The sequence below is a fragment of the Ramlibacter sp. genome, assembly GCF_036676645.1.
In the GTDB taxonomy this organism is placed as follows: Bacteria; Pseudomonadota; Gammaproteobacteria; order Burkholderiales; family Burkholderiaceae_C; genus Ramlibacter.
The window spans coordinates 1-17,342 of sequence record NZ_JAKFCM010000004.1; the positions used below are offsets into that span (position 1 = coordinate 1).

Here is a 17,342-nt window from a genome sequence, read left to right on the forward strand (position 1 = left end):
TGGTTGGCGATCGCCACCACCACCCAGCGGCGCCCACCGGCGCCGTGCACGTAGCCGGCCACGCCGAACACGTCGCGCAGGCTGCCGCTCTTGAGGTGGGCGCGGGCCGGCGCCTGCAGCCGGCGCAGGGTGCCGTCGCTGCCCGATAGCGGCAGCGAGGCCAGCAGCTCGGGCATCAGCGGCGAAGCCCAGGCGTGCTGCAGCAGGCGGGCGAGCTGGGCCGCGCTGATGCGGGCCTCGCGCGACAGGCCGGCGCCGTTGTCGAACAGCGGCGGGTGCGGGCCGATGCGCTCCCGCCACCAGGTATCCAGGATCGCACGCGACGCGTCGCGGCTGCCCTGGCCGGTGGCCTGCAGGCTGAGCGTGAGGAACAGCTGCTGCGCCATCACGTTGTTGCTGAACTTGTTGATGTCGCGCACCACCTCCGCCAGCGGCGGGGAGGCGTGCTCGAACAGCGGCGCCAGCCCGGCCGGCACGGTGCCGTCGCGCACCTGCCCGCCCAGGCTGCCGCCCATCTCCTGCCACAGCCCGGCCACCAGGCGGGCCGCATGGCTGGCCGGATCGGCAAAGGCCAGCGGCCAGCGGCGCTCGCCGCAGGCGGACGGGTAGGCGCCGGCGAAGAGCGGTTGCAGCGGCGCGCTGAAGTCGGCCTGCAGGGCGGCGCGCCAGTCGCCGCACCCGCCGCCGGCCACGGGCACCGAGCGAGGCCACTGCACGCCGGCCAGGGGCGGGTCGGCCATCACCCGCGCGCTGCCGTCGGCCTGCGGCAGGAACGTGAGCACCACCGTCTTGTAGTTGAGCAGGAGCGCGTCGGGGGCCACGTTGTAGGGTCGCAGCGGCTCGCCATCGAATGCCGCGGCGTCGTGCGGCGGCAGCTCGAACGCACCGTGGTCCAGCACGATGTCGCCGGCGATGCGGTCCACGCCCAGCGCGCGCAGCCGGCGCAGCAGCAGCCACAGGCGCTCCAGCACCAGCGTGGGATCGCCCTGGCCGCGCAGATACAGGTTGCCCTGCAGGGTGCCACCGGTCACGGGCGCGTCGGCATAGACCGGCGTGGTCCAGGTGAAGGCCGGCCCGAGCAGCTCCAGCGCGGCGACGGTGGTGGCCAGCTTGGCGATCGAGGCCGGGTTGACCGGCACCTCGGCGCGGTGGGCCAGGCGCGGTGGTGACCGCGGGTCGACGTCGGCCACCAGCAGCGTCACGGCGTCGCGCGGCAGGCGGGCGCGCGCCAGCGCCGCGTCGACCTCGGGCGGCAGCGCCTGCGCGGCCGCCGCTGCGGCACACAGCCAGGAGGCCAGGAGCAGCACGAGGCGCATCGCCCGATTATGGGGGCCGATAATCCTGCGCTTGCCCGCCCGCCCCGTCCCGAACCGACCGTGAACCTGCTTGCCTTCGACACCAGCACCGAGGCGATGAGCGTGGCGCTGCAGCGCGCCGGCGCAGCGCCGCTGGAGCGGCGCGGCGAAGGCGGCGCCAGGGCCTCGTCCACCTTGATCCCGACCGTGATGGAGCTGCTGGCGCAGGCCGGCATCGGCCTGGCCGCGCTCGATGCCATCGCCTTCGGCTGCGGCCCGGGTTCCTTCACCGGACTGCGCACCGCCTGCTCGGTGGCGCAGGGCCTGGCCCTGGGCGCCGGGGTCCCCGTGCTGCCGGTGGAGACGCTGATGGCGGTGGCGGAGGACGCGCGCGGGCGCTGCGGCGCCACCGACGTGCTGGCGGTGCTGGACGCGCGCATGGACGAGGTCTATGCGGCGCGCCACCGGTTCGACGGGGTGCGCTGGCAGCGCGAAGGCGAGATCCGGCTGTGCGCGCCCGATGCCCTGCAGGCCACGGCGCCCTGCCTGGCCGGCAACGCCTTCGGCCCGTACGGCGACCGCCTGCCCGCGGCCGCAGCGCAGGTGGAGGCGCTGCCCACCGCAGCGGCCCTGCTGCGGCTGGCGCCGGCGCTGCTGGCGCAGGGCCTGGGCCGCCCCGCCGAGCAGGCCCTGCCCCTGTACGTGCGTGACAAGGTGGCGCAAACGTCGGCCGAGCGCGAAGCGAGCCGCGCCCAGGCCGGCGCGCGGGCCAGAATGACGCCATGAGCGCCGTGCCGCAAGCCCGCGAGGCCGCCTTCGAGCCGATGACCGAATCGCGGCTGCCGCAGGTGCTGCCGATCGAGCGCAGCGCCTACGACCACCCCTGGACGCATGGCAACTTCGCCGATTCGCTGCGCTCGGGCTACGAGGCGCAGCTGCTGTGCGCCGGCGACCAGGTGCTGGGCTACTTCGTCGCGATGAAGGGCGTCGACGAGGTCCACCTGCTCAACCTCACGGTCGCTCCCGCCTGGCAGGGCCAAGGCTGGGGCCGGCTGATGCTGGAGGCGCTGGCGCTCTGGTCCCGCCGCCAGGGCGCCCAATGGCTGTGGCTGGAGGTGCGGGTGGGCAACGTGCGCGCCCAGAGGCTGTACGAGCGCAGCGGCTTCCGGCGGGTCGGCGAGCGCCGCCGCTACTACCCGGCGGCCGGTGGTGGCCGCGAGGACGCGATCGTGATGAGCCTGAAGCTGTGACGCTGGAACTCGATCCGCGCCGCCTGGCCATGCTCCGGGAAATGGGGCTGCGGCTGCTGCCTCCCGGGCGGGACGACGGGCCCGCGCCAGCGGCCGCGCCCGAGGCCGAAATCGCCCTCGTCGCGGCCGCGCCGCCGGAGCTGCCGGCCGAGGCCCCGGCGGGCAGCGGCACCGACGACCGGACGGCTGCCATCGCGACCCTCGACTGGGAGGCGCTGGCCGCCGCGGTGGCCGGCTGCCGCGCCTGCGGCCTGTGCGAATCGCGCCGCAACACCGTGCTGGGCGTGGGGCCCGCCCGCGCCGACTGGATGGTGGTGGGCGAGGCGCCGGGCGAGCAGGAGGACCTGCGGGGCGAGCCCTTCGTCGGCCCGGCCGGCCAGCTGCTGGACAACATGCTGCGCGCCCTCGGGCTGGACCGGCGGCGCAACGTCTACATCGCCAACGTGCTCAAGTGCCGCCCGCCCGGCAACCGCAACCCGCAGCCGGACGAGGTGGCCCGGTGCGAGCCCTTCCTGCGCCGCCAGGTGGCGCTGGTGCAGCCGCGCGTGATCCTGGCCATGGGGCGCTTCGCCGTGCAGAGCCTGCTGCAGTCGCAGGAGCCGATCGGCCGGCTGCGCGGGCGGGTGCATGCCTGGCAGGGTGTGCCGCTGGTGGTGACCTACCACCCGGCCTACCTGCTGCGCAACCTGCCGGACAAGGCCAAGGCCTGGGCCGACCTGTGCCTGGCGGCCGACCTGATGGACGGCGGCGCGCCCTGAGCGGCTAGAGGGGCGCCAGCGGCCGCCAGGCCTGCGGCGACAGCGTGCGCGCCGCGTAATCGATGCCGCACCAGCGGGCGTAGTCGCCCAGGGTGCGGGCCGGGCCCAGTCCGTACACCCCGAGCGGCCGCCCTGCCACCAGCGCCGCCAGCCGGGCGCGCGAGCGCTGCTCCAGCTCCCACCAGTTCCGGTCGCGCCCGGCCTGGTGGGCGGCATCCCAGTGCAGCGGCCGCGGCGGCACGCCGGAGCGGCCGTCGTTGTACAGGTGCGAGACCGGCAGCCCGGGCATGTGGAAGATGTCCCAGCCATGCGTGAACAGCCGCAGCGCCAGTGCCTGCTCCTCGCCATGGAAGTACAGCGCCGGGTCGTACGGAAAGGCCAGCGCGAACGCCCCCGGCGCGAACAGGCAGCCCGCGCCCAGGTGGAAGCCCGGCACCGGCCGGTCGCTGTCGACCGGCTGCGCCTCGAAGGCCAGCACCGGGTGCCCGGGATCGAAGCCGGTGCCCGGCTTGACGACATGCGCCAGCACCTTGCCGGTGGCCGGGCGCGGCACCGGCAGCCCGTCCTCGAAGCCGAACGCATTCGGGTAGGACGAGATCACGAAGTCCGGCCGGCCCGGCGCCAGCGCGTGCGCCTGCGCCAGCAGCCGCTCGTCCCAGCCCGGCTCGAAGTCCATGTGGGAGTCCAGCTGCAGGAACCAGTCCTCGCCGTCGTACAGGGCCATGGCCAGCGCACGTGCCCAGCAGGGGCCGCGGGCGAACACCGGGGCTATGCGCTGGTAGCTCAGGCGCGCAGGAGCCAGCAGCTCGAAAGTCGACGGCGGCGGCGGCTGCGGGCTCTGGTCCAGCACGCCGAAATGCAGGTCCTGGGGGCGGGCGGCGGCGGCGCGGGCGCGCGCCAGCGTGAAGCCCAGGACCGGGTCGCAGTAGGCGGCGATGCTGATGAAGATGCCCATGGTGAGGGGCCCGAGCTTGCCGCAAGGCCTGGCGGGCGTGTGGCAGGTGGCGCAGTGTTCCGGCCCGCGGTACCGGCTGCCGCCCGTTCGCTCGCCCGGTTGTCCAGGATGTAACGGTATGCTACCGTCGAACTCGACGGCAGGCGCCGCGCTTCGTGCTGCGTTGCCCGGTATCCGATTGACTCCCACGAGGGCTGCACAGCCATGTCGCGAAGCCAGATCCCCGCTCCGATCCGCTCCCGTCCGAGGCAACGGCCGACTGCCGCCGGCCGCCGCCCGCTGGTGCTGGCCCTGGCGATGGCCACCGGCTTCGCCGGCGCGGCGGCGAACGCCCAGCCCACTGGAGCCCAGGCCATCCATGGCAGCGCCACGCTCAGCCAGCAGGGCAGCACGCTGCTGGTCACCACCCGCAACGGCGTCGGCACCAGCCATTCGGCCATCAACTGGCAGAGCTTCAACGTGCCGAACGGCACCACCACGCACTTCGCCCAGCCCGGCGTGACCAGCACCTCGATCAACCGCGTGCTCGGGCCCGATCCCAGCGCCATCTTCGGCACGCTGTCGTCCAACGGCCGGCTGGTGCTGGTCAACCCCGCCGGCATCGCCGTCGGCGCCGGCGCGGTGGTCGACACGGCCGGCTTCACCGCCTCCACGCTGCGCATGAGCGATGCCGACGCCATCGCCGGGCGGCTGCGCTTCGGCGACGGCAGCGCCGCCGGGCCGCTGCGGGTGGACGGCCAGGTGCTGGCGCGCACGGGCGACGTCGTGCTGATCGGCACCGACGTGCAGGCCGGCGCGCAGGCGGTGATCCAGAGCCCGGAAGGCGCCACGGTGCTGGCGGCCGGCCAGAAGGTGGAGCTGACCGGCCGCGGCCTGGAAGGCATCCGGTTCGAGGTGCAGGCGCCGGGCGACCAGGCGCTGAACCTGGGCACCTTGCGCGGCGACGCGGTCGGCGTGTTCGCCGGCACGCTGCGGCACAGCGGGCTGGTGCAGGCCCAGGCTGCGACGGTCGAGGGCGGCCGGGTGGTGCTGAAGGCTTCGGACCATGCCGAGGCGGCCGGCAGCACGCAGGCGCAAGGGCTGGGCGGCGCCGGCGGGCAGGTCGACGTGCTGGGCCGCACGGTGGGCGTGATGGCCGGGGCCACGATCGATACCTCCAACACGAACGGTGGCGGGCTGATCCGCGTGGGCGGTGACATCAGGGGCGGCAACCCCGACCTGCCGAATGCCCAGGTCACGTACGTGGCGGCCGATGCGCAGTTGCGCGCCAATGCCACCGGGCGTGGCGACGGCGGCACGGTAATCGTCTGGGCCGACGACACGACCCGGGCCTACGGCCGCATCGAGGCCAGGGGCGGCGCCAATGGCGGTGACGGCGGCTTCGTCGAGACCTCGGGCAAGCGCTACCTCGACGTGAACGGCGCGCGGGTTGATGCATCCGCTGCTGCAGGACAAGCCGGCCAGTGGTTGCTCGACCCAAGCAACATCACGATCAGGGCCGGCTCCCCCGACAGCAACATCAGCGGTGCGCCCACTTTCGCGCCGTCCACCTCCGCGGACTCGGTCATCAGCGACCAGACCCTGGTCGGCGCGATCAACGGCGGCTCCTCGGTCACGGTCACCACCCTGGGCAGCTTCGGAACCGGCGCGGGCGACATCGTGTTCGACACCACCAACGGTCAACTGACCATCCTGAAATCCGGCGCGGGCACGACCGACCTGACCTTGCAGGCGGACGGCCAGATCCGCTTCACGGGCCCCTCGCAAACGCACTTTCTGGTCGATGTGCCCGACACGGCGCCAAGCGCGGGGACGCTGAATCTTCGGCTGGAGGCGGCCGGCGGCGTGCGCACCGACAGCGGCGCCCAGGTGCAGTTCAGCACCGCGGGATATTCCACCAACCGCAACCGCCTGACGGCCGTGCTGCCGGCCGGCAAGACCTGGCAGAACGACGGCGGGGTCACGCTCAACCTCAACAGCCTGCTGAGCATGGATGGCGCCACCTTCAGCAATGGCTCGCTGGGCATCCTGGATGGCTGGGCCGGGCCCAACGGGGGTATCGGCGGCGCCGGTGCGCTGGGGACATTCAACAACGCCGGCCAGGTCAGCCTGTCCGAGGGCGCCTTCCGGGTGGCCCACCTGACCAACACCGGCAGCTTCGATCTCTACAACAACACGGACCTGGAGGTCACCCGGTCGTTCGCCACGACCGGCTCCTTCGGGTTCAACGGCCGCAACCTGCGCGTCGTGCAGAAATCCGGTCCGCTCGACCTGGGCACCGGCTCCGGCCTGTGGGCCAGCGGTGCGATCGAGCTGGCTGCGCTCGGCGGCGACCTGCTGGTGGACCGAGACCTGCGGGGCGCCAGCGCCAATCTGTCGGCTGCAGGCAATCTGCGTTTCACCTACGTGGACGCTTCCGGCGATGGCTCGATGCGCATGTCCGGCGGCCCGGTGAACATCACGGCCGGCGGCAGCATCAGTGGCGGGTCCGTCGACAGCTACGGCGCCGGTTGGGGCGAATCCGCTCCAGGAGCCGGCGGCAACATCAGCATCAGCGCGACCGGCGACATCGCGCTGTCTGGCTCCATCTACGCAGAGGGGGGCGGCGCGGGCAGCTTCGGCACCGCAGCGGCTTCCGGTGGAACCGTGAGCCTCCAGTCGACTGCCGGCAGCGTGTCGGTCGCCGGCAGCATCGGGGCGTACGGCGGCAGTGGCGGCGACGGCATGGCGGCACCGGGCGGCCAAGGGGGAACGGTGCGCGTCCGGGCGGCGGGCGACGTGAACCTCAATTACATCGACGTGGCGGGCGGCTACGCCTGGACCAGCGGATCGGCCGGGGGCCGCGGCGGCGTCGTCGACATCGAGGGTGGCCGGCTCAACCTGATGGACATCTACGCCGAGGGCGGCAGCGGCGGCAGCGGCGGCAACGCCGCAGGCGGCGCCGGTGGCGCGGGCGGCGACGTGCGGCTGGTCCAGCGCACCGGCCAGTTCGACCTGACGCAGACCTGGGTCGACGCGGAAGGCGGCGGCGGCGGCGACAGCAGCGTCCTGGGGGGCGCCGGTGGCGCGGGCGGACGCATCCAGGTCGTGGCTCAGGGCGGCGGGGTGCAGATGACCAGCGGCTACGACTCGCTGCACGCCCGCGGCGGCGCCGGCGGCTACACCGACGGGACCGGCGCGGGCGCGCGCGGCGGCCAGGGTGGCCAGGGCGGCTCGATCCAGGTCAGTGCCGCCGCCAGCAGCACGCTGCTGGCCCAGCTGGATGCTTCCGGGGGCGAAGGCGGCTATGCCGGCGGCACCGGGCTGGGTGGCCAGGGCGGCAACGGCGGCGCCGTCCAGATCGCCCTATCCGGAGCGGCGTCGGCGCTGACGCTGGCCGGCGACTTCCATGCCGGCGCCGGCGCGGCCGGCGAGGCCTTCGACGACTTCACCTACGCGATCGACCCGGCCCGCTCGGGCAGCATGGGCGACGCCTGGGGCAGCTTCCGGGCCTTCGCACCGGCCGGCATCGTCGTGCCCTCCAGCATGCCGTACGCCGAGCCGTCGCCCACCGAGGGGCCGATGGCCGTCCAGCTCGTCACGACCCAGTCGGCGCCGGCCGAGCTGCGGATCGACGCCCAATGGACCAACGACGGCGCCGTCACGGTGGCGTCGGGCGCGCGCGTGATGACCACCCAGAGCCTGGTCAACAATGGCAGCCTCCACCTCGCCGGCGGCAGCTCGGTGGAGCTGGGCCACTACGACCACTACAGCGAGACCTTCACGGCCGGCGGCGTCGCCCTGGTGAACGGCGCGGGAGGGACCGTCACGGGGTCGGGGACGATCGCTGGCGACCTGGTCAATGCCGGCACGGTCGCACCGGGCGGCACCGGCGCGATCGGCGCGCTGCGGGTGGCGGGCAACTACACGCAGCAGTCCACCGGCGTGCTGCTGATGGACATCGCGGCCAATCCGCTGCCCTACCAGCCGGGCGTCACCTACGACCAGCTGGCGGTGCAGGGGAACGCGACGCTCGACGGCCAGCTGCAGCTGGCATCGATCGCGGCAGTGGCGGCGCCGTCCAGCAGCCTGCTGGTCGCGGGCGCCACGCAACTCGTGTCGGCCTCGACGGCGCCGACCGATGCCTACGAACTGATCAGCGCGGCCTCGGCAAGCGGCCAGTTCTCGCTGATCTCCGGGCCGCCCGAGCTGGTGTCGCAGATCCGGATGAACGTGGGGGGCACCCTCGTGCCGGTGCCCGGCTTCACGGCCGCGCCGTCGACCTCCTCGCCGATCGGCGAGGGCCTGGTCGCGGCCATCCAGGAGGTGCTGCCGGGCGTGTCGCTGGAGCAGATCCAGCAGGTGGTCACCGAAAGCCAGAACAACGCCATCGCGACCCTGCCGCAGGACGAGGACGAGGGCCAGCCGGAAGGCAGCGCCGACATCGTCGTGACCGACAGCGCCTGCAAGCCGGGCTGACCGGCGGCTGCGGGCGGGGCCGGCGCTCGCCCCCGAGCCCGGAAGCTCAGTAGCGCGGCAGGTCCGGGTGCGCCAGCCGGCCACCGCGCACCAGCATCTTGCCGTACTCGGCGCAGCGGTTCAGCGTCGGCACCACCTTGCCGGGGTTGAGCAGCCCGGCGGGGTCGAACGCGCGCTTCAGGGCGCGCATCTGCTCCATCTCGGCGGGGCTGAACTGCACGCACATGGAGTTGAGTTTCTCCACCCCGACGCCGTGCTCGCCCGTGACGGTGCCGCCCATGGCCACGCTGGTCTCCAGGATCTCGGCGCCGAACAGCTCGCAGCGGCGCAGCTGGTCGGCGTCGTTGGCGTCGAACAGGATCAGCGGGTGCAGGTTGCCGTCGCCGGCATGGAACACGTTGGCGCAGCGCAGCCCGTACTTCTTCTCCATGTCCTGGATCGCCAGCAGGATGTCGGCCAGGCGCTTCCTCGGGATGGTCGAGTCCATGCACATGTAGTCGGGGCTGATGCGGCCGGACGCCGGGAAGGCGTTCTTGCGCCCGCTCCAGAAGCGCAGGCGCTCGGCCTCGTCGCGGCTGACCGTGATCGCGGTGGCGCCGGCGGCCCGCAGCACCTGCTCCATGCGGGCGATCTCTTCCTCCACCTCCTCGGGCGTGCCGTCGCTCTCGCACAGCAGGATGGCCTCGGCCGTGAGGTCGTAGCCGGCGCGGACGAAGTCCTCGACCGCGGCGGTCATGGGCTTGTCCATCATCTCCAGGCCGGCCGGAATGATGCCGGCGGCGATCACCGCCGCCACCGCGTCGCCGGCCTTTCGCACGTCGTCGAAGCTGGCCATGATGCAGCGCGCCAGCAGGGGCCTGGGGATCAGCCGGACGGTGACTTCGAGCGCCACCGCCAGCATGCCCTCGCTGCCGATCACGGCGGCCAGCAGGTCGTAGCCGGGCGCATCCAGCGCCTCGCTGCCGAACACCACCGGCTCGCCGTCGGCCGTGAAGCCGCGCACCCGCAGCACGTTGTGCACGGTCAGCCCGTACTTCAGGCAGTGCACGCCGCCGGAGTTCTCGGCCACGTTGCCGCCGATGGTGCAGGCGATCTGGCTGGACGGGTCGGGCGCGTAGTACAGGCCGTGCGCGGCGGCTGCCTCGCTGATCGCCAGGTTGCGCACGCCGCACTGCACGCGGGCGGTGCGGCTGGCCGGATCGACCGCCAGGATGCGGTTGAATTTCGCCAGCGACAGCGTGACCCCGCCCCGGTGCGGCATGGCACCGCCGGACAGGCCGGTGCCGGCGCCGCGTGCCACCACCGGCACGCCCAGCGCATGGCAGGCGCGCAGCACGCCCTGCACCTGCTCCTCGGTCTCCGGCAGCGCCACCGCCAGCGGCCGCTGCCGGTAGGCGGTTAGCCCGTCGCACTCATAAGGAGTGGTGTCCTCGGCATGCCACAGCAGCGCATGGGCGGGCAGCACCGCCTGCAGCGCGGGCAGCACCTTGTCCAGCAGCGAAGCCTGCGACAGCACGGAAGGATCGAGCGGAGCGTTCATGCGCGGTACCGTAACCCACGCCGGCCGGGCGTGCGCTGAAGATTATTCACGGGCCGCGGCGGCGCCCTTCAAGGCGTGGCCGGCCGCGGCTTCAGGCCAGGCTCTTCTTCAGCCAGTCGGCGAAGGCGGCGCACTCCCAGCGGTCCATGGCGCCGGTGCGCCAGCACAGGTAATGGGCGTGCGGGCTGGGCACGTTGCGCTCGCACAGGCGCGCCAGCCGTCCGTCCTCCAGCCAGGGCTGGCCCAGTTTCAGGCGCACCAGCGCGATGCCCAGGCCCTGCGCGGCGGCGTCGCACATCAGGCCGATGTCGTTGAAGGACGAGCCTTCGGCGGGCTCGGGCGCATCGATGCCGTGCGCCAGGAACCAGGTGCGCCAGGGCTCCAGCGGGCTTTTCAGCAGGCGGGCGCCCAGCAGGTCGTCGATGGTGTCGAACGGCCCGTGCTCGCGCAGGAAGGCGGGCGAGGCCAGCGGCGTGACTTCGTCGGTCAGCAGGCACAGGTGCTCGACGTCGGCATAGCGGCCGGTGCCGAACCGGATGGTGAGGTTGGCGTCCTCGGCCACCACGTCCAGCAGCGGGATGGACACCTGCAGCGTCAGGTCGATCTCGGGATAGGCCTCGGCAAAGCTGCGCAGCCGCGGCATCAGGATCGAGCGGGCGAAGGTCGGCGTCACCGCCACGCGCAGCTTGCGCTTGCCCTGGGCGGCGTCGCGTCCCGGGAAGCGCTCCAGGCTGGCCAGCCCCTCGCGCACGTGCGCCAGGTACTCGCTGCCTTCGGTGGTCAGCGAGAAATCGGAGCGGCCGAACAGCTTGGCGCCCAGGATCTGCTCCAGTTGCCGCACCCGGTGGCTCACGGCGCTGGGCGTGACGCACAGCTCGTCGGCCGCCTGCGTGACCGAGCGCAGGCGCGCCAGCGCCTCGAAGGTCAGGAGGCACTGGATGGGCGGGATGCGGGGCGGCATGGGTTGTCACGCCGGGCTTGACCCGGCATCCACGAATGAACGCGGTGTCGATCGTGGGTCCCCGCTTTCGCGGGGACGGTTGTCTCGCATGATGCTTCGCATCATTTGAAGACAACCGTCTTGTGTCCGTTGAGCAGGACGCGGTGCTCGCTGTGCCACTTCACCGCGCGCGCCAGCACCTGGCTTTCGGTGTCGCGGCCGACCGCGGTGAGGTCTTCCACCGTGTGCGCGTGGTCCACCCGGGCCACGTCCTGCTCGATGATCGGCCCTTCGTCCAGCTCGGCGGTCACGTAGTGGGCGGTCGCGCCGATCAGCTTCACGCCGCGCTCGTGCGCCTGGTAGTAGGGCTTGGCGCCCTTGAAGCTGGGCAGGAAGCTGTGGTGGATGTTGATCGCCCGGCCGGCCAGCTTGCCGCACAGCTCGTCCGACAGGATCTGCATGTAGCGCGCCAGCACGATCAGTTCGGCCCGCTCGGATTCGACGATCTCGTACTGGCGCGCCTCGGCCTGGGCCTTGTTGGCGGCCGCGACCGGCACGTGGTGGAACGGCACGTTGTAGCTGGCCGCCAGCTGGTAGAAGTCGCGGTGGTTGGAGATGATGGCCGCGATGTCCAGCCGCAGCAGGCCGCTCTTCCAGCGGAACAGCAGGTCGTTCAGGCAGTGCCCTTCCTTGCTGACCAGGATCACGGTGCGCATGGGCTCGTGCACGGCGTGCAGCTTCCAGCTGATCCGCAGCGGCTCGGCGAAGAACTGCAGCTGCGACTTCAGGTCCTCGAAGGTGTGCTGGGCACAGGCGAACTGCACCCGCATGAAGAACAGGCCGGTCGCCGGGTCGTTGTACTGGGCCGCCTCCTCGATGTTGCCGCCGCGCTCCAGCAGGAAGCCGGAGACGGCGTGGACGATGCCGGTGCGGTCGGGACAGGACAGGGTGAGGATGTAGGCGTGCTTCATGGTCGAACCCGCCATTGTCGCAAAGGCCCTGGGGTTGGCCCGGCGGCAGGGCCAAGGCATGATGGCCGCTCCGCCCCACCCACCAGCCCGCCATGCACCGCCGCACGATCGTCCTAGCCGCCGCCTCGAGTTCCCTCGCCTGGCCCGCGGCGCACGCGGGCGGCCTGGGCGCGCTCAGCGATGCCGATGCCGGCCGCGGCCTGAGGGTGGCGCTGGAGACCGGCGCGCTCGCTGCCGTGCGCCTGCTGGGCGTGCCGGATGGCTTCCTGGGCAACCCCCAGGTGCGCATCCCGCTGCCCGGCGCCCTGCAGGACGCGTCCAGCCTGCTCAAGGCGCTGGGGCGGCGGCAGCAGGTGGAAGAGCTGGAGGTGGCGATGAACCGCGCCGCCGAGAACGCGGTGCCGCTGGCCCGGAACCTGCTGGTGAACGCCGTCAAGAACATGTCCGTCGGCGATGCCAAGGGCATCCTCGCCGGGGGCGACACCTCGGTGACGGAGTTCTTTGCCGGCAAGACGCGCGAGCCGCTCTCGGGCCAGTTCCTGCCGGTGGTGAGGAAGGCCACCTCGCGCGTGGGCCTGGCGGCCAAGTACGACCGCGTGGCCGCCAAGGCCGCCGGCTTCGGGCTGGTCCGGCAGGAGGACGCCAGCATCGACCACTACGTCACCCGCAAGGCGCTGGACGGTCTGTACCTGGTGATCGGCGAGGAGGAGAAGAAGATCCGCCGCGACCCGGTCGGCACCGGCAGTTCGATCCTGTCCCGGGTGTTCGGCGCCCTCCGCTGATTCCCGCAGGCGGCCGGGGGGCCGGCCGTCGCACAATTGCGCTTCGCAACCCAAGGAGCTGTCATGGCCTACAACGACTTCAACATGGACAACCAGTGGTTGCCCTTCACGCCCAACCGTCAATTCCGCAAGGACCCGCGCGTGTTCGTCGGCGCCGACGGCATGCACTTCACCACCCATGACGGCCGCCGGGTGATCGACGGCATCTCCAGCCTGTGGTGTGTGGGCGCCGGCCACAACCGCAAGCCCATCAACGAGGCGATCAAGCAGCAGCTGGACACGCTGGACTACGCCACCGCCTTCCAGGCGTCCAACGACAAGGCCTTCCAGGCGGCCGGGATGATCGCGGCGATGGCCCCCGGCGACCTCAACAAGGTGCTGTTCTGCAACTCCGGCTCGGAAGCCGCCGACACCGCGCTGAAGGTGGCGCTGGCCTACCACCGCGCCCGCGGCGAAGGCCATCGCAACCTGTTCATCGGCCGCGAGAAGGGCTACCACGGCGTCGGCTTCGGCGGCATGAGCGTGGGCGGCATCGCCGCCAACCGCAAGGTGTTCGGCACCTCGCTGCTGCCGCGCGTGGACCACATGCGCTTCATCCACGACCCGGTGAACCACGCGTTCATCCACAACCGGGAGCCCGAGTGGAAGGAAGACCCGCTGCTGGACCTGGAGCAGCGCATCCTGCCCTTGCACGACCCGAGCAACGTCGCCGCCATCATCGTCGAGCCGGTCGCCGGGTCGGCCGGCTGGTACCTGCCGCCCAAGGGCTACCTGCAGCGCCTGCGCGAGATCTGCGACAAGCACGGCATCCTGCTGATCTTCGACGAGGTGATCACCGGCTTCGGCCGCCTGGGCACCAACTTCGCCGCCGACTTCTACGGCGTGGTGCCGGACATGCTGAACTTCGCCAAGTGCGTCACCAACGGCGTGATCCCGCTGGGCGGCGTGATCTGCCGCGACAAGCTGTACGAGCAGATGATGAAGACCGACGCGGCCGAGCACGTGGTCGAGTTCTTCCACGGCTACACCTATTCTGGCCACCCGGTCGCGTGCGCGGCCGCCATCGCCACGCTGCAGCTGTACCAGCAGGAGAACCTGTTCGCCCGTGCCGGCGAAATGGGCCAGGTGCTGGGCGACGCGTTCCACGGCACCCTCAAGGGCCTGCCCAACGTGATCGGCATCCGCAGCCTGGGGCTGGCCGCCGCGGTCGAGCTGGCGCCGATCGCCGGCACGCCCGGCAAGCGCGCCTTCGACATCTTCCTGGACTGCTTCCGCAAGGGCTCGCTGGTGCGCCCGGCCGGCGACGTGCTGGTGATCGCGCCGCCGTACGTGGTGGAGAAGTCGCACATCGACCAGCTGGTGAACACGCTGGCCGACTCGATCAAGGCGCACGCCTGAGGCCATCCCGGTCGCGCCGCAGCTGCTGCCGCAGCTCGGCGCAGTAGTCCCTGGCCGCTGCGCCGGCCGGCCGCTCCAGCAGCACCGGCCTGACCACCAGCGACGCCGGCAGGTGGCGCGGTACGCCGAGCGCCAGATCGGCATGCCCCGCCCCGCTCAGCAGCACCACGGCCTTGCCGGGCTGCGTCGCCTCCATCACCGTCTGTGCCATCGCCCGGTCTCGCGCGATCTGCACGCGCACCATGGGCAGCAGCTGGCGCTGGGGCAGCAGGTCGCAGTGCCCGGCGCGGATCGCTTCGTGCTGCGCCGCCACCGCTGCGTCGTCCAGCGTGCGCTCGAGCGAAGCATCCGACACGGCGGCCCGCATCTCGCCCGGCGGCAGGTTGGCGCCGAGCACCGGCACGCCGGCGCCGACCGCCGCCATCACCGCGGGAGCATAGGGCGGCCAGGGCCAGGCCTTCGGGTCCCAGTTCAGCGCCTGGCGCACAGTGCCTTCGTCCGCGTCGCGCGGCAGGCCGGCCGTGCTCCGGCCCCGCTCGGCCATCTCCAGCGCCAGCGCGGCGAGCCGGCCGCGCGACGCGAGGGCCTGCACCACGTCGCGGTGGAGCCGCTGGTGGCTGGCCTCGTCGTGGAGCTCGCCGAGCAGCACCACGTCGGCACCCTGCAGGTCCTCGGCGCGCGGCGGGGCGCTGCCGCAGCCGGCCAGCTGCAAGGACAGCGTCAGCGCGGCGAAGGCGAGCAAGGGATGCATCGGCGGATACTAAGCGGCCCCCGCCACCGGCGGTCGCGCGCCGCCTGCTTGCCGATGAAGTCCCCGTTTCCTGCCCGCGTCGCCGGCACCCTGGCCCTCGCGCTGGCGGCGGCGCTGGCGTGCAAGTGGCTGCGCACGCCGCTGCCCTGGATGCTGGGGCCGCTGATCGCCACCGCGCTGGCCTCGGTGCTGGGCGCGCCCACGCAGAGCTGGACGCCGCTGCGCAATTTCGGCCAGTGGGCGATCGGCGCCGCGCTGGGCCTGTACTTCACGCCGCAGGTGACGGCGCTGGTGGCGCAGTTGTGGTGGGCCATCGTGCTGGCGATCGCCTGGGCGTTGCTGCTGGGTTGGCTGTTCGGCCGCTGGCTGCAGCGCGCGCTGCGCGACCGCTTGCCGGGCAGTGCGGCGCAGCGGCGCGCCACCAGCTACTTCGCCGGGGCGGTCGGCGGCGCCTCCGAGATGACCCTGCTGGCCGAACGCGCCGGCGCCCGTACCGACCTGGTGGCGGCGGCGCACAGCCTGCGGCTGCTGATCGTCACGCTGGTGCTGCCGTTCGCCTTCAGCTGGCTCGGGCTGCACGGCCTGGATCCGTCGCTGCCGGGTCCCCGCGAGGTGCGTCCCGGCGGCCTGGCGCTGCTGCTGCCGGTCACCGCAGCCGGCGCCTGGCTGCTCGCGCAGACCGGCCGGGCCAATCCCTGGTTCATAGGCGCGCTGCTGGCCGCGATGGCGCCGACCATGGCCGGCATCGAGCTGTCGGCGATGCCGCAACCGCTGGTCAATGCCGCCCAGCTGCTGATCGGTGTCAGCCTGGGCGTGCGCTTCCGCGCCGAATTCGTGCGCACGGCGCCCGGCTGGCTGGCGGCCGTGGCCTTGGGGACGCTGGGGATGATTGGCCTGTGTGCCGGCTTTGCCGCCCTGCTGGCCTGGGGCACGGGCCTGCACGCGGCCACGCTGGTGCTGGGCACCTCGCCCGGCGGCATCGCCGAGATGGCGATCACGGCCAAGGCCCTGCAACTGGGGGTGCCGGTGGTGACTGCGTTCCAGGTGTGCCGGCTGGTGGCGGTGCTGCTGCTGGTGGAACCCCTGCACCGCTGGGGATGGCTGCGCTGAGCAGCCAAGGCGAAGGCGTGGCGCCGGGTCGGCGCCTCAGTGCATCACGAGCGGGTTCTGGGCCAGCTCCGCGTAGCCGTCGAGCGTTTCCTCGACCTCTTCCTGGGTGGGCGTGTTGAGCTGCCAGGCGTTGATCTGGCGCTGGAACGCATCGGCCCAGGTGCCGTCGAGGTACACCTCCTTGTTGGTGCGCTTGTCGACGATCTCGAAGCCGTGGCGCACCGTGCGCGGCGGCGGCTCGCCTTCGGCGGCTTCGTTCGCCTGCATGTGCACGACGACGAAGGAGTCGGAGTCATAGAGCATCTGCATGGTGCTGGATCCTTTGCGCTCCAGATATCAACGCCCGGGCCGCTTTCAAGATGACCCAGGCCACTGGGTTGGCTTCGGACCCAGAGTAGGCAATGCCTGCCTCAGCCTTTGTCGGTGCCGGACCCCTGCAGGTCGAGCCAATCGCCATGGGGGGCTGTCAGACGCAGGCGCACGGGTCCGTAGTCCCGCCCGGGGACCAGCCAGACTTCCAGCCGCACGTCGTATTCGTGCCGGGGCGCGCGTACCAGCTTCAGCGCCGTGAGCCGCCCCGCCGGCAGCGCCAGTTCCTCGGCCCCTTCGACGCGGAACGGCCAGTCGCCGGCCTCGCGCGTGGTGGCCGTCGCCAGCGTCACGGTCGCGCCCGGCACGAAGCGGGCGGGGTCGCCGGCGACCAGCGCCGCCAGCTGCAGCAGCACGCTCAATCGGTCCTGCGCGCCCGGCGGCAGCGGGGCCTCCGGCTGGTTGCCGCTGAAGACGATGCGCCCGCGGCCGCGGTCGAAGTGGGTCGCCTGCTCGCCGCGCAGGCGCTCGGAAAAGCGCAAGGGGGCCAGCCCTTCGGGGCCGAGTTCGCCGCTGCTGCGCTGGGTGCGCGCCGGCAGCGGCGGCGCAGTGACCCGCAGCACCGCCTCGTAGGAGCGGCCGTCGTGCCGCCAGTCGAGTTCGGCCTCGCCGGCCACCGTCTGCCCGCGCCGGCGCGCCGTGACGGTGTAGCGCCAGCGCGCGGGCGCGGGCAGCACGATCGCCAGGGGCGCGGCGCCGGCCGGCGGGCCGGCGGAGGGGGTGGCCGGCGCAGCGATCTCCGGCGGCAGCGCGCGTGCCGGCGCG

General features: G+C 72.7%; 15 protein-coding genes. 7 read left to right on the forward strand and 8 right to left on the reverse strand.

All coding sequences use genetic code 11. The annotated features are described in order from the left end of the window. On the reverse strand, window positions 1–1,316 hold a 1,316-nt coding region (dacB, locus tag V6M57_RS00035; protein ID WP_332812925.1), incomplete at its 3' end, for a D-alanyl-D-alanine carboxypeptidase/D-alanyl-D-alanine endopeptidase. Window positions 1,317–1,376: 60 nt separating this feature from the next. Between dacB and tsaB the strand changes: the two genes are divergently transcribed. Genes tsaB through V6M57_RS00050 form a run of 3 tightly spaced genes read left to right on the forward strand, consistent with a single transcriptional unit; the run spans window position 1,377 to window position 3,303 of the window. Beyond that, on the forward strand, window positions 1,377–2,081 hold the full coding sequence (gene tsaB, locus V6M57_RS00040; protein ID WP_332812926.1) for a tRNA (adenosine(37)-N6)-threonylcarbamoyltransferase complex dimerization subunit type 1 TsaB: 705 nt from the start codon (window positions 1,377–1,379) through the stop codon (window positions 2,079–2,081). Next, window positions 2,078–2,545, forward strand: coding sequence for a ribosomal protein S18-alanine N-acetyltransferase (gene rimI, locus V6M57_RS00045; protein WP_332812927.1), 468 nt, complete (start codon window positions 2,078–2,080; stop codon window positions 2,543–2,545). The genes tsaB and rimI overlap by 4 nt, the downstream gene beginning before the upstream one ends. 2 nt (window positions 2,546–2,547) lie before the next feature. Next, complete coding sequence (locus V6M57_RS00050) at window positions 2,548–3,303, forward strand: uracil-DNA glycosylase (RefSeq protein ID WP_332812939.1); 756 nt, start codon at window positions 2,548–2,550, stop codon at window positions 3,301–3,303. Window positions 3,304–3,307: 4 nt separating this feature from the next. On the opposite strand, the gene V6M57_RS00055 is transcribed toward V6M57_RS00050, so the two are convergent. Then, window positions 3,308–4,258: a GlcNAc-transferase family protein gene (locus V6M57_RS00055; RefSeq protein WP_332812928.1), complete on the reverse strand. Its 951-nt coding sequence runs from the start codon at window positions 4,256–4,258 to the stop codon at window positions 3,308–3,310. A gap of 204 nt (window positions 4,259–4,462) precedes the next feature. On the opposite strand from V6M57_RS00055, the gene V6M57_RS00060 reads away from it, so the two are divergent. Continuing rightward, window positions 4,463–8,716: a two-partner secretion domain-containing protein gene (locus tag V6M57_RS00060; protein WP_332812929.1), complete on the forward strand. Its 4,254-nt coding sequence runs from the start codon at window positions 4,463–4,465 to the stop codon at window positions 8,714–8,716. A 46-nt stretch (window positions 8,717–8,762) separates the two neighbouring features. Here V6M57_RS00060 and V6M57_RS00065 read toward each other — a convergent pair whose 3' ends face one another. The 3 genes from V6M57_RS00065 to purU form a co-directional block, all read right to left on the reverse strand. Beyond that, on the reverse strand, window positions 8,763–10,256 hold the full coding sequence (locus V6M57_RS00065) for an FAD-linked oxidase C-terminal domain-containing protein (protein WP_332812930.1): 1,494 nt from the start codon (window positions 10,254–10,256) through the stop codon (window positions 8,763–8,765). Between the two features lie 91 nt (window positions 10,257–10,347). Then, window positions 10,348–11,217, reverse strand: a complete 870-nt coding sequence (locus V6M57_RS00070) for a LysR substrate-binding domain-containing protein (protein WP_332812931.1) — start codon at window positions 11,215–11,217, stop codon at window positions 10,348–10,350. Window positions 11,218–11,318: 101 nt separating this feature from the next. Beyond that, entirely contained in the window at window positions 11,319–12,167 is an 849-nt protein-coding gene (purU, locus tag V6M57_RS00075; protein WP_332812932.1) for a formyltetrahydrofolate deformylase, read from the reverse strand. Window positions 12,168–12,259: 92 nt separating this feature from the next. Here purU and V6M57_RS00080 point away from each other — a divergent pair, with 92 nt between their 5' ends. Beyond that, a complete protein-coding gene (locus V6M57_RS00080; protein WP_332812933.1) occupies window positions 12,260–12,949 on the forward strand; it encodes a DUF4197 domain-containing protein in 690 nt (229 codons plus the stop codon). 63 nt (window positions 12,950–13,012) lie between these two features. Continuing rightward, entirely contained in the window at window positions 13,013–14,347 is a 1,335-nt protein-coding gene (locus V6M57_RS00085) for an aminotransferase class III-fold pyridoxal phosphate-dependent enzyme (RefSeq protein WP_332812934.1), read from the forward strand. Here the strand turns inward: V6M57_RS00085 and V6M57_RS00090 are convergent. Continuing rightward, window positions 14,331–15,098: a ChaN family lipoprotein gene (locus tag V6M57_RS00090; protein WP_332812935.1), complete on the reverse strand. Its 768-nt coding sequence runs from the start codon at window positions 15,096–15,098 to the stop codon at window positions 14,331–14,333. The genes V6M57_RS00085 and V6M57_RS00090 overlap by 17 nt on opposite strands. Before the next feature lie 54 nt (window positions 15,099–15,152). Here V6M57_RS00090 and V6M57_RS00095 point away from each other — a divergent pair, with 54 nt between their 5' ends. After that, complete coding sequence (locus V6M57_RS00095) at window positions 15,153–16,208, forward strand: AbrB family transcriptional regulator (protein WP_332812936.1); 1,056 nt, start codon at window positions 15,153–15,155, stop codon at window positions 16,206–16,208. A gap of 36 nt (window positions 16,209–16,244) precedes the next feature. Here V6M57_RS00095 and V6M57_RS00100 read toward each other — a convergent pair whose 3' ends face one another. After that, a complete protein-coding gene (locus tag V6M57_RS00100; protein ID WP_332812937.1) occupies window positions 16,245–16,517 on the reverse strand; it encodes a BTH_I0359 family protein in 273 nt (90 codons plus the stop codon). Window positions 16,518–16,618: 101 nt separating this feature from the next. Continuing rightward, window positions 16,619–17,342, reverse strand: a 724-nt coding sequence (locus V6M57_RS00105) for a DUF3108 domain-containing protein (protein WP_332812938.1), incomplete at its 5' end; no start/stop codon positions are given.

What these genes read in the sequence shown, in the direction of transcription:
- rimI (WP_332812927.1), top strand. Translation starts at nt 2,078, where the DNA reads ATGAGCGCCGTGCCGCAAGCCCGCGAGGCCGCCTTCGAGCCGATGACC.
- V6M57_RS00055 (WP_332812928.1), bottom strand. Translation starts at nt 4,258, where the DNA reads ATGGGCATCTTCATCAGCATCGCCGCCTACTGCGACCCGGTCCTGGGC.
- V6M57_RS00060 (WP_332812929.1), top strand. Translation starts at nt 4,463, where the DNA reads ATGTCGCGAAGCCAGATCCCCGCTCCGATCCGCTCCCGTCCGAGGCAA.
- V6M57_RS00065 (WP_332812930.1), bottom strand. Translation starts at nt 10,256, where the DNA reads ATGAACGCTCCGCTCGATCCTTCCGTGCTGTCGCAGGCTTCGCTGCTG.
- V6M57_RS00070 (WP_332812931.1), bottom strand. Translation starts at nt 11,217, where the DNA reads ATGCCGCCCCGCATCCCGCCCATCCAGTGCCTCCTGACCTTCGAGGCG.
- purU (WP_332812932.1), bottom strand. Translation starts at nt 12,167, where the DNA reads ATGAAGCACGCCTACATCCTCACCCTGTCCTGTCCCGACCGCACCGGC.
- V6M57_RS00080 (WP_332812933.1), top strand. Translation starts at nt 12,260, where the DNA reads ATGCACCGCCGCACGATCGTCCTAGCCGCCGCCTCGAGTTCCCTCGCC.
- V6M57_RS00085 (WP_332812934.1), top strand. Translation starts at nt 13,013, where the DNA reads ATGGCCTACAACGACTTCAACATGGACAACCAGTGGTTGCCCTTCACG.
- V6M57_RS00090 (WP_332812935.1), bottom strand. Translation starts at nt 15,098, where the DNA reads ATGCATCCCTTGCTCGCCTTCGCCGCGCTGACGCTGTCCTTGCAGCTG.
- V6M57_RS00095 (WP_332812936.1), top strand. Translation starts at nt 15,153, where the DNA reads ATGAAGTCCCCGTTTCCTGCCCGCGTCGCCGGCACCCTGGCCCTCGCG.
- V6M57_RS00100 (WP_332812937.1), bottom strand. Translation starts at nt 16,517, where the DNA reads ATGCAGATGCTCTATGACTCCGACTCCTTCGTCGTCGTGCACATGCAG.